Here is a 10,035-nt window from a genome sequence, read left to right as displayed (position 1 = left end):
CGATCCGAAAACCGATCACCCTCAACTGCCTTCAACTGTCCTGGCCTTGGCACACCCACTCAACGAGCCAGCACCAGCAAAGTCACCGGTATTGCGGCTAGCCGCTGTTGTAGGTCGGGGTTCCGGTTCACGCCTCATGCCGTGATGATCACGGTGTGGGGCGGGGGGATCTCTGGGATGAGCAGTGGTCGGAGTGGGAGTCGGTGTTGCCTGCGGCGGGTGTTGGCCGCGGATCGCCGACTCGGCGGCGGTTGGTGGTTGGTGACGGGTGGCAGGTGCGGACGGGAGTTTTGTGGCGTGACCTGCCGTGCGAGTGCGGGCCCTGGCAGATGGTGTATGGGCTGTTCAGGCGTTGGGTGCGGCGGGGAGTGTGGGCTCGGCTGCTGACGTTGTTGCAGGCACGAGCCGATGCGGCCGGGTTGATCACGTGGGAGTTGAATGTCGACTCCACGATGTGCCGGGCTCATCGGCACGCGGCTGGTGCCCGCCGGGATGGTGCCGGGGCAGAAGGACCCTCCCTGCGGGATGGCGAGTGAGCCGGACGATCACGGGCTGGGTCGGTCGCGGGGCGGGTTCTCCACGAAGATCCATCTGGCGTGCGAGCAGGGGCAGAAGCGATTGTCGCTGCTGGTCACCGTCGGCCAGCGAGGCGACAGCCGGCAATTCGAGCCGGTCCTCGAAGGCATCCGGATGCCGAAGTCCGCCGGCCGGCGCCCGAGGCGCAAGCCGTTACGGGTGCGGGGCGACAAGGCGTACTCCTCCCTCGCGATCCGCGAACACCTGCGCAAGCGCGTCATCCGTGCGGTGATCCCCGTCCCGGCGGACCAGCAAGGCCACCGCCTGCGTCACGGGAGCCGAGACGGCCAGGCAGGCCACCGGCCTTCGACCGCGAGACCTACCAACAGCGCAACACCGACGAGCGACGCATCAACCGCCTCCAACAACGGCGAGGCATCACCACCCGCTACCAGAAGACCGCGACCATCTACCTGACCGGACTCCCCATCGCAGGCACCTTCCTCCGGTACGCACGCTGATCCAAACGAAACCGCCCAGCGGCCCGCGCCGCCCGCGTAGCCGAGGCTCCCGGAGTCATCCGTTGGGGTGTAGAGAAACGAATCTGCCTGCATAGCGGGGATATGCCGTCCGCGCGGGTGGCACGGTCAGTTCATGAAGATGATCAGCGTGGTGGCCGCGGCAGTCGCCGGTGTCGTGCTCGTTTCCGTGCCGGTGTCCGACGCGGCGGCGGAACGGTACTGGAACAAGAAGGTCAAGTGTGAGGAGACCGATCCTGAGGGGCGGGTGATTGCTACCCGCTATGGCAACGGCGATCTCGGCTGGAACCACTTCTCCGGCAAGCACAACATCAAGAAGTGCCGGATCGTTGACGCGGCCCTGGCAGGAAAAGTGGACAAAAAGAACGGGGGGCGTCTTGAATACCACGGTGTCGCCCTCAACAACGGCAAGCGGGTCAATATCGTGGTCATCGTGCAGTATGCGCGCCGTACCGCCGACGGCGAGTACGACGCCGGCAAGGGCAAGAAGATCGGCGTCATCACCGCCTACTGCAAAGGCATCAACAAGTGCCCGAACTGGGTCAACGAATGAGCGGCCTGTGCGACGAGACGATCGAGCAACAGGCGTACATCACGCGCTCCCTCCTCGACTACACGGCGGTGCCTCTTGTCGGTCGGATCTTCCTGCGCGGTGTTCTGCCGACGCAGGACGCAGTACGGATCGTGACCGGCTCCGACGATGCCACGGCGGCGAAGGAGCTGATCGCGTACGAAATCCCGCTGTCCGACGACGATGACGAACCGGTTACCGCCCCGCTGGTACTGGGCTGGACACGAAAGCTCGCCTCCGGCGGCATTCGCACCCACTCGGAAGCGTCAGTGATGGGCATGGCCCTGGTCCGGGTGGACACCTCCGCGATCGAACCCGCCCCACGGCCTGTCTCGGACCGGGCATTGGGCGTCCTACGGACACTGGCCTGGCCGTTCGTCGAGACGCCGCCGAGCCCGGCGCTGTGCGGGTTCCTTTTCACCGGCCAAGACACCATGCGGCTCTACCTCGCAGTCGAGACAGCCGATGGCCTGATCGCGGCCGATGTACGGCTCAGCAGCGCGCGGACGGCACTGCTGGCCTCTCTCCCGGCACTCGTGTGTGAGGAGGGGCGCTGGGAGACGGACACGACAGATCCGCATTGTCTCCACGTAGTTGACCTGACCAGCTGGTAACAGTTGGCGGCCAAGAGGCTGCGAGCAATTGTCAAGACTTGTGGGTAGCGATGGTTTCCCCTGGTCGTGAATCGCCGTCAGGTAGTACGGCCCGCAATGGTCCGGATTCAGTGAGACAGGCTGCCCTGCGGCGCTGCCCGGCATCAACGAGAGCGGGCGAAGTCTAGTCGGTGTAGGGCGGGTTGAGGTTGGTGCCGGGCGGGACGATCTCGTCGATTCGGTCCAGGATGTCGTCATCGATCCGGACGTCAGCCGCAGCGAGCTGATCGTCAAGGTGCCCGGCCGTGCCAGGGCCGAGAATCACCGAGGTGACAGCCCGGTGAGAAGCCGCGAACGCGAGTGCCGGGTGGGTCAGGGAGACGCCTGCTTCTTCGGCCACAGCCCTCAGTTGCTCAACGGCGTCGAGCTTTCGCTGGTTGCCGGACAGGCTGAGGTCGAACTTCCAGGCAACCGCCTTCCGGAATGCGGCGAGCTCGACCGGCTCGCCGCGGCCGAAGCGGCCGGTCAGCCAGCGGCTGTTGAGCGGGCTCCAGGTCAGCACTCCGAGCCCGTACTTGCCCGCAACCGGCAGCTCGCCGGCTTCGGCACCACGGACGAACACCGAGTACGGGGGCTGCTCAGTCCGGAACGGGACATGAGGGTGCCGGTCCGCGGCGGTGCGCCTGGCGCGGGGCGCGGCTCGTCCAGGGCTTTGATATAGGTGCGGGTGAACGAGTAATCCTCCAGTGGCTTGCGCAGACCGGCTCGCTGAAGCAGCGGGCAGGGTGCGGTACCCGACGGCCCCCTTGCCAGGCGGCCTCGCCCGGGTCGTCGAACGCCTACCGGACGGGGCCATAACACGGCCGGACCATACCGCGGCCCGCGCCAACTTGCGGTTACCGCGTTGCGGTGGCCAGTGCCGCGCGGATGGCGTCCTCGCCGACCGGCTGGCCCTTCTCGTTCGAGATCGGCCCGTACGGGGTCCCCCACACCGGCGTGCCCGTCGCCTGCCGCCAGCTATCGGCCAGCGGTCCCGCGTCCACCACGCTGTACCCGATGGATTCGATGAATTCGGTCACCACCGCCTTCGCCGGCGCGGAGTCCCCGGCGATCGGCAGGTAGGAGCGGTCGGCCGCCCCCGCCGGGCGGGCGAGTGACAGCAGGTGCTTGAAGAAGATGTTGTTGAACGCTTTCACGAGCATGGCGTCCGGGATGTACCGCAGAAGCAGCTCGCTCGAGGTGAGCGACTTGCTGTCGAGCTCGGGGATATGCCCGTCGCGCCCGGGGCCGTAGTTGCACGTGTCGATGACCGTCTTCCCGGCCAGTGGCGCGGCGGGCAAGTTGGGGAAGGCCTTGACCGGCACCGTGACCACGACGATGTCACCGGCCGCCGCGGCCTCCCCGCTCGTCGCCGCGGACGCCCGCGGCCCCAATTCCGCGGCCGTGTCCGCGAGCGTTTCGGGACCGCGCGAGTTGCTGAGCACGACCTGGTGCCCGGCCTCGATGGCGAGCCGCGCGATGGTACTGCCGATGTATCCGCTTCCGATGAATCCCACAGTCGTCATATTCTCAGCGTCCCTCCAGAAGAGCCGAACCCTTGTCATTTGCCGGACTCGTTGCGATTCGGGTCCCTGCCGTCAGCTGGCGGAGAAGTAATGGCCGTTGTCCAAATCGGCGAGCAGGCTGGGCTGAGCGGGTTCCCAGCCGAGGGTCCGGCGGGTGATGAGGTTGGACGCCGGGTAGTTCTGCGTGACTATGTTCGCGAGGAACCCAAAGTATCCCGGCACCATCAGTACGTCCGCGGGAACGCTCACGGCGGGCAGGCCCAGACGGCTGCCAATGGCCTCGGCGATCTCGCGGAGCGGGATGGCCCCGTCCCCAACCGCGTGCCAGTATTTGCCAGCCGGCCCCTTCTCCAGCGCCAAGCGGAACAAGGAGGCGACATCGCGGACGTGCACGGCGTTCCACAGGTTCGCGCCGTCTCCGGGGTAGCCGACGAAACCCTTCTCCTTCGCGAGCGCGATCAGCTGTACGAGGAAGCCGGCACGATCGGTCGTGCTGTGCGCGATGTTGGCAATCCGCACGACCGAAGACCGCACTCCCCGCTCAGCGAGGCCGACTACGGCGGTTTCCACGACGTTACGAACCCGCAGGGTGCCCTTGTACTCATCGCCGCCGGGAAGGGCCGGGTCCTCCTCGGTGGCCGGCCGGCCCAGGTTCCCTGGCGAGCCAATGCTCCCCGCCGCGACCAGCGGCTTTCCGGTTCCCGCCAGTGCCTCGCCGTACGCGAGCATGATCGGGAGCTCCGCGGCGGCCACGGCGTCGATCCCGCCGGAGGGAAGCAGGTCTTGCCTGTGCGCGACGTGGATGACGCCGTCGGAGTCCGCGGCCGCCTCCTTGAGTCCGTCGAGATCCTCGAGGTCGCCGCGACGCACCTTCGCGCCGAGCGCGGACACCGCCGCCGCGGCCGTGTCCGACCGGGCCAGGCCGGTGACCTCATGTCCGGCGGCGATGAGCTCGGGGATGATGTACGAACCGGAATGGCCGGTCCCGCCAGTGACGAAAACGCGCATGCTACTGCTCCTTGTGAGAGTAGGTGGAGGGGGCTGTTCTCCTCGTGCCGTAGATCGACTGGCGTGATGTGGCGCGAGAAGTGGTGGTGCGGGTGCGCTCAGCTGAGAATGCTGACGCCGAGGAAGAAGTTGGTGTGCTTGACGGAGTGGGCGACGAGGCCCAGCTGCAACAGGGCGACGTTCTCCTGTGTCCGCGCCATTGCCAGCTGCCCGGTGTCCATCGGGCGCAGTCCCAGGCTCTCGATGAACGCCGACACGCGTGTCTTTGCCTGCGCGTCGTCGCCGGCGATGAACACGTCCAATAGGCGACCCTCGGCTGGGCCGGCCGCCAGAACATGGGAGAACAGGGTGTTGAACGCCTTGACGACATGCGCGCCGGCGGGGGCGGCCTTGGCGATCTCCTGCGCGCCGGAACTGCCGTCGGGGGTGACAAAGCCCTGGAAATCGGGGGAGACGGGGTTGGTGATGTCGATGATGACCTTGCCCTGTAGTGCGTCCCCGTACTCGCTCACCACCGCCGCCGCGCTGGCGTACGGCACGGCGAGGATAACGATGTCCCAGGCCGGGGCGGCGCCGGCCGTCCCGACAGTGGCGCCGCCGAGCGCGGCGGCCAATTCCTTGGCCTTGGCCGGGTCGCGGCCGATGATCTCGACGGCGTTGCCGCCGGCGAGCGCCCGGTCGGCCAGGGCGCCGGCCATGTTCCCCAGGCCGATAATGCTGATGCTGCTCATTGGTGTGCCTGCTTTCTGGAGCTGGATAGGACACCATGCCCACCCCGTCGTTGTTAACGGTTGTGTCGTCGACGCCGCCGAATGACGCGATGGACGGCGCTCAATTCCTCATGTGCTCATTCTGGGCCTGGGCCCTGCTATCAAGTTCCGATGTCGAATTCTTATGCCGAATTCGCTTCGGCCCCATTAGGTACCTATTCAGGTTGCCATTGGCCTGAGTGGGTGTCCAAGACTTCTTTAAGCCGTGGTGATACCCTGGAGGCATCACCGGACCGGGAGGCGCCATGGATCTGGACCTGCGCAAACTGCGTTACTTCGTCGCCGTGGCCGACCGGTTGCACTTCGGCCGCGCCGCCGATGAGCTACATATCGCGCAGCCGGTGCTCAGCCGGCAGATCCGCGCGCTCGAGCAGGATCTCGGCGCCTCGCTGTTCACCAGGGATCGCCACGGCGTAGCGCTGACCGACGCGGGCCGACAACTGCTGGCCGACGCCGGTCCGCTGCTCGCCTCCGCGCACGCGGTCCGCCGCCGGGTGTCCGTGGCCGCCCGCGGCAGCCGGCGGCTGATGGTCGGTTTCCGGGCCGGCATCCCGGTCATCCCGGCGGCGCGGGCGTTCGAGGCCCGGCACCCGGACGTGGTCGTGGACGTGCAGCGGATCGAATGGGACGACCAGGCCCCGATGCTGCTCGACGGCCGCATCGACGTCGGCTATGTGCGGCTGCCCATCGACGAGGCCGGCCTGCGCGTCACCCCGCTGTACACCGAGCCGCGGGTGGCGGTGCTGCCCGCCGGCCACCGGTTGGCCGGCAAGGAGGAGGTCACCGAGGCCGACCTGGCCGGCGAACCGCTGGTCTGGCATGCCGACCCGAGCACGCAGCCCACCAGGCGCCCGCACCCTAACGCCGGGTACCTGGTGCGCGGGGTGGACGAGACGCTCGAGCATGTCGCGGCCGGCCGGGGCATCTCGTTCCTGGCCCGTTCGGCGACCGTGTTCTACTCACATCCGGAAGTCATCTATGTGCCCATCCCGGATCTGGCGCCCGACCAGGTGTGCCTCGCGGTGGCGGCATCGCGCACCTCGCCAGTGGTCGATGACTTCTTCACCGCGGCTCAGGCGACGGCCGAGATCACGGCAGAATGTGGGAACTATGAAATGTGGCAGCTTGGAAGCGATGCCGTTTCAAAGCACGGTTGAGCAGTCCGACTGACAACAGCAGCGCCAACAGGGGGCACGCGGCCACAGCAATGGCGAAGGCATTGAGCTCGGAGGCGGAGGCGATGTTGGCGCACAGTGAGAATCGACATCGTCGCGCGGCCGCTTCTAGGATGATGGAAATCATGATCTCGTTGAAGTCGTCAAAGGCATTGTCGATCAATTCCGCGAGACACTTCCACTCCTCGATCTCAATCTCAATCTCAATCTCACCGAGCATGCGAAGAATCCGCGCGGATGGTGTGATCTGCACCTTGGCCGACTCCCTCGAACGTGACGGCTACGGCATGACTCCGATCAGCCACCTGATCGTAGCGACCAGGCCCGACAAGATGAGCCACATGTCGCGCTGACGTCGACGATGCGAGCGGCTGCGGGGTGGACATGCGGGTGCGGTTCGTGGGTAGCGGGGTGCTTTCGGCAGTGGCGGGCTGTTCCAGGCATGCGTGCAGGTGCGTGGCACCAGCATGACGCTGCTGGTGGACTGCGGGGCGCGAGCCTGGTCGCCATGCGACAGCAGGGCCTGGACCCGGCCGAGGTGGACGCGGTGGTGGTGTCCCATCTTCACGGCGACCGCTTCGGTGGCATCCCGTTCCTGATCACGAACCCGATCGAGTCTACGTTCTCCACGGTCAAGCTGCGGACGAAAGTCACCCGCGGCGCGGGCAGCCCCGCCGCGGCGCTCGCGATGGTGTTCAAGTCGTCGAGTCCGCCCAGAGCCGCTGGCGTGCGATCACCGGCGCCCATCTCGTTGCCCTGGTCCGCTCCGGCGCCAGGTTCGAGAACGGTGCCCTGGTCGAACGCGAACAGCTCGACGCGGCGTGAGCACCCCGCCCCAGCTACAGCACGGGCTCCAGCCCGTCGTGCGCGGCGGTCACCTCCAGTTGCGAGGCGTGCTCCAGCATGTCGGCCGACATGGTGGTAGCGGACTCGTTTGGCGAACGTGTAGGCCTCGCAGATGAACACATCCGCGTCCCGGGAAACGTCCGCCAGGGCATCGGTCCACTCGGTGTCGCCGGAATAGGCCAGCGTCTTGCCGTCGAGCTCGACCCGAAGCGCCAGCGGCGGGGCTCCACTGGCATGGACCACGTCGGCGGCGCGGACCGTCGCGCACCTCCATCGCCGCGATGACCCGCTCCCGGACACCTGCCGGGCCGACGATCGTCAACGGCCGGACGCGGCCGGCGAACTGGCAGTGCAGCGCAGGTGGATCCAGTGCTCGGCCGGGAAGCCGTAGAACGCCAGCAGTTCCTCCCGGTCGTCGGTGATCTTTGCGACCGCCTTCGGCCACTTCGCGCCGTAGGTTTTGGCGAACGCGTCGATCGCCTTCTCGGCGTGGGAGCGGCTCTCCGCGTTGTAGATCTCCTGCATCGCCTTCGTCGCGCCCGGCAGCGCGGACTTCGGAAGTGAGTTCGTGACATTTCGGGCCTTGTGGACCCAGCACCTTTGATGCCGTGCGGCCGGGAACACCTCGGCCAACGCCTTCCACAGCCCCATCGCGCCGTCGCCGACCACCAGCTCCGGGTCGCGCATGCCCCGGCGAGGCAGTCCCGCAGGCCGAACTCACTGAACGGCCGATCCCCAGCGCGGGGCATCCGGGGTGCGGGCGGTCCACCGGAAGCGCACGTTCACCGTGTGCCCGCCCAGGACGTCATCACAGAAGAACTGGCCGACGCCGTCGGTGAAGGAACCCTCGAAATAGGGGTCCAGGTGTCCCGGCCGACCGCTGGAGGCCCACCGGATTCGCCACACCTTGGCCTCCGGGTCGAACCGCCGCAGCGTGAATCCCTCGAAGGTATCTGTCCAGATCCGGTCTACGTGTCCCAGGCCGCCAAGGATCGGCTCCGCGGCGGCTGTGGCATCGAACTCGGTCCACTCCCTCGCAGGCGGGGTCGGTGACGGCCGTGGCGGTCCGTCAGGCGCGGTTCGGTGTCGGCTCCGGGTCGGCGAGAGGCGCTGCCGCGCGGCGTGGGAGCAGCAGCGGAGTCGCCAGCAGGAGCACGCCGGCCAGGCCGATGGCCGTACGCAGGCCGAGCAGGCCGCCCAGCACGCCCCAGACGGCCGTGAGGAGCGCGGTCGAGGCCTTGGTCGTCACCGCCCAGGCGGACAGCGTGCGGGCGACCCGGTCGGTCGTGGTGCGCTCGAGGCGGTAGGTGGCGTAGACGGGGTTGAAGACCCCGCAGCAGAAGATGAGCCCGAGCTCGACGCCCATCACCAGCAGCAGGCCGCCGGTGCCCGGCCCCAGGAAGGCCAGGCCGACGAGCCAGATCGCGCGCAGGGTTCCGACCACGACCAGGACCCGGTGCTGCCCGAACCGGGTGACGAGCGGCCAGGCCAGCCGCGAACCGAGCAGCCCGCCGATCGAGGGCGCGGCGAAGGCGAGGCCGTACTGCCACGGTGTGAACCCGAGTCGGCCGAGCATCAGGACGGCAAGCAGCGGCTGGGCGGCCATCACCAGGCCGTTGAACAAGGCGGTGTTGAAGAACAGCGGACGCAGCGTCGCGTCGGCGAGGATGTACCGCCAACCGTCGAGCAGGTCCCGCGCCCGCATGCGCGCGGCATCCTGTCGCTCGGGCAGCGGCTCGTGCCCGCCCATCACGCGGATACCCAGGGCCGAGAGCAGGTAGCTGACCGCGTCGGCCACCACCGTCGCCACCGGTCCGAGGAGCCCGATCGCCGCGCCGCCCAGCGGCGGTCCGATGATCGTGGTCGTCCAGGCCGTGGACTCGAATCGGGCGTTGGCGACGAGCAGGTCCTCGGCCGGCAGCAGCGTCTTCAGGTACGCGCCGGAGGCGGCGCGGAAGGTGATGTCGGCCGCCGCGACGACGACCGAGACCAGCAGGAGCTGAAGGAAGGTGAGCACGCCGAGCGCGAACGCGGCGGGGATCGTCAGCAGCGCCGCGAACCGCACCAGGTCCATCGCGATCAGCACCGGCCGCTTGCGGCGGAACTCCACCCACGGGCCGAGCGGCACTGCCACGGCCGCGCCCACCGCAGCCCCCACTGAGGAGAGCGCGGCGACCTCGGCCGGCCCGGCGTGCAGCACCCGGATGGCGATCAGCGGGAACGCGCCGAAGGCGAGCCACGTGCCGAGCGCGCTGGTCCCGTACGCTCCCCAGAGCCACCCGAACCGCCGCCCCAGCCGATGTCCGAGCAGATGCCCCAGCCGGTGCCCGCTCCTCATGACCCACGCCCCTCGCCACTCACTCGCACAACCAATACGCGATCGGAAACATCAAAGCGAGTGCCAACCTCGGGGATCAAACAACCGCAGGGCCGCCGAGCACAACCAATGGTT

10 protein-coding genes and 4 pseudogenes are annotated in these 10,035 nt (G+C 67.9%); 6 read left to right on the top strand and 8 right to left on the bottom strand.

Features of this window, described 5'->3' with window-relative positions:
- Positions 1 to 155 precede the first annotated feature (155 nt).
- The 3 genes and pseudogenes from ACIRQP_RS35665 to ACIRQP_RS35655 all read left to right on the top strand — a co-directional run bounded on the left by ACIRQP_RS35665 (position 156) and on the right by ACIRQP_RS35655 (position 2,240).
- Positions 156 to 1,037, top strand: a pseudogene (locus ACIRQP_RS35665) (IS5 family transposase).
- A 133-nt stretch (positions 1,038 to 1,170) separates the two neighbouring features.
- Positions 1,171 to 1,608 carry a hypothetical protein gene (locus ACIRQP_RS35660; RefSeq protein ID WP_403897997.1) on the top strand — a complete coding sequence of 146 codons (438 nt, stop codon included), beginning with the start codon at positions 1,171 to 1,173 and terminating at the stop codon, positions 1,606 to 1,608.
- Complete coding sequence (locus tag ACIRQP_RS35655; RefSeq protein ID WP_403897994.1) at positions 1,605 to 2,240, top strand: hypothetical protein; 636 nt, start codon at positions 1,605 to 1,607, stop codon at positions 2,238 to 2,240. Before ACIRQP_RS35660 ends, ACIRQP_RS35655 begins: the two co-directional genes overlap by 4 nt.
- Positions 2,241 to 2,403: 163 nt before the next feature.
- Here the strand turns inward: ACIRQP_RS35655 and ACIRQP_RS35650 are convergent, their stop codons facing one another.
- From ACIRQP_RS35650 to ACIRQP_RS35635, 4 genes are all read right to left on the bottom strand, one after another.
- Positions 2,404 to 3,075, bottom strand: a complete 672-nt coding sequence (locus tag ACIRQP_RS35650) for an aldo/keto reductase (protein WP_403898014.1) — start codon at positions 3,073 to 3,075, stop codon at positions 2,404 to 2,406.
- Between the two features lie 40 nt (positions 3,076 to 3,115).
- Positions 3,116 to 3,775, bottom strand: a complete 660-nt coding sequence (locus ACIRQP_RS35645; RefSeq protein ID WP_403898012.1) for an NADPH-dependent F420 reductase — start codon at positions 3,773 to 3,775, stop codon at positions 3,116 to 3,118.
- 81 nt (positions 3,776 to 3,856) lie between these two features.
- Positions 3,857 to 4,792 (bottom strand): SDR family oxidoreductase, encoded by a 936-nt coding sequence (locus tag ACIRQP_RS35640; RefSeq protein ID WP_403897992.1) that lies wholly within the window; start codon positions 4,790 to 4,792, stop codon positions 3,857 to 3,859.
- A 98-nt stretch (positions 4,793 to 4,890) separates the two neighbouring features.
- Positions 4,891 to 5,523 (bottom strand): NADPH-dependent F420 reductase, encoded by a 633-nt coding sequence (locus ACIRQP_RS35635; RefSeq protein WP_403897990.1) that lies wholly within the window; start codon positions 5,521 to 5,523, stop codon positions 4,891 to 4,893.
- A gap of 284 nt (positions 5,524 to 5,807) precedes the next feature.
- On the opposite strand from ACIRQP_RS35635, the gene ACIRQP_RS35630 reads away from it, so the two are divergent.
- The gene (locus ACIRQP_RS35630; protein WP_403897987.1) at positions 5,808 to 6,719 is read left to right on the top strand and encodes a LysR family transcriptional regulator; all 912 of its coding nucleotides are present in this window, start codon (positions 5,808 to 5,810) and stop codon (positions 6,717 to 6,719) included.
- Here ACIRQP_RS35630 and ACIRQP_RS35625 read toward each other — a convergent pair.
- Complete coding sequence (locus tag ACIRQP_RS35625) at positions 6,652 to 6,990, bottom strand: hypothetical protein (protein ID WP_403897984.1); 339 nt, start codon at positions 6,988 to 6,990, stop codon at positions 6,652 to 6,654. The genes ACIRQP_RS35630 and ACIRQP_RS35625 overlap by 68 nt on opposite strands.
- A 108-nt stretch (positions 6,991 to 7,098) precedes the next feature.
- Between ACIRQP_RS35625 and ACIRQP_RS35620 the strand changes: the two are divergent.
- Positions 7,099 to 7,290: pseudogene (locus ACIRQP_RS35620) on the top strand (hypothetical protein); the annotation flags it as partial.
- Between the two features lie 48 nt (positions 7,291 to 7,338).
- Positions 7,339 to 7,562 (top strand): annotated as a pseudogene (locus tag ACIRQP_RS35615) (IS256 family transposase); the annotation flags it as partial.
- A 369-nt stretch (positions 7,563 to 7,931) separates the two neighbouring features.
- Here the strand turns inward: ACIRQP_RS35615 and ACIRQP_RS35610 are convergent.
- From ACIRQP_RS35610 to ACIRQP_RS35600, 3 genes and pseudogenes are all read right to left on the bottom strand, one after another.
- Positions 7,932 to 8,279: pseudogene (locus tag ACIRQP_RS35610) on the bottom strand (transposase); the annotation flags it as partial.
- A 21-nt stretch (positions 8,280 to 8,300) separates the two neighbouring features.
- Positions 8,301 to 8,489: a hypothetical protein gene (locus ACIRQP_RS35605; RefSeq protein ID WP_403897981.1), complete on the bottom strand. Its 189-nt coding sequence runs from the start codon at positions 8,487 to 8,489 to the stop codon at positions 8,301 to 8,303.
- Between the two features lie 163 nt (positions 8,490 to 8,652).
- Entirely contained in the window at positions 8,653 to 9,921 is a 1,269-nt protein-coding gene (locus tag ACIRQP_RS35600) for an MFS transporter (RefSeq protein ID WP_403897978.1), read from the bottom strand.
- Between the last annotated feature and the right edge of the window lie 114 nt (positions 9,922 to 10,035).

This window comes from Streptomyces sp. NPDC102274 (assembly GCF_044766385.1).
Classification (GTDB): Bacteria; Actinomycetota; Actinomycetes; order Streptomycetales; family Streptomycetaceae; genus Streptomyces.
This window is presented reverse-complemented; position numbering and strand designations above follow the sequence as displayed.

Excerpts from the sequence above, each read along its gene's own strand:
- ACIRQP_RS35660 (WP_403897997.1), top strand. The coding sequence starts at position 1,171 with ATGAAGATGATCAGCGTGGTGGCCGCGGCAGTCGCCGGTGTCGTGCTC.
- ACIRQP_RS35655 (WP_403897994.1), top strand. The coding sequence starts at position 1,605 with ATGAGCGGCCTGTGCGACGAGACGATCGAGCAACAGGCGTACATCACG.
- ACIRQP_RS35650 (WP_403898014.1), bottom strand. The coding sequence starts at position 3,075 with ATGGCCCCGTCCGGTAGGCGTTCGACGACCCGGGCGAGGCCGCCTGGC.
- ACIRQP_RS35640 (WP_403897992.1), bottom strand. The coding sequence starts at position 4,792 with ATGCGCGTTTTCGTCACTGGCGGGACCGGCCATTCCGGTTCGTACATC.
- ACIRQP_RS35635 (WP_403897990.1), bottom strand. The coding sequence starts at position 5,523 with ATGAGCAGCATCAGCATTATCGGCCTGGGGAACATGGCCGGCGCCCTG.
- ACIRQP_RS35630 (WP_403897987.1), top strand. The coding sequence starts at position 5,808 with ATGGATCTGGACCTGCGCAAACTGCGTTACTTCGTCGCCGTGGCCGAC.
- ACIRQP_RS35600 (WP_403897978.1), bottom strand. The coding sequence starts at position 9,921 with ATGAGGAGCGGGCACCGGCTGGGGCATCTGCTCGGACATCGGCTGGGG.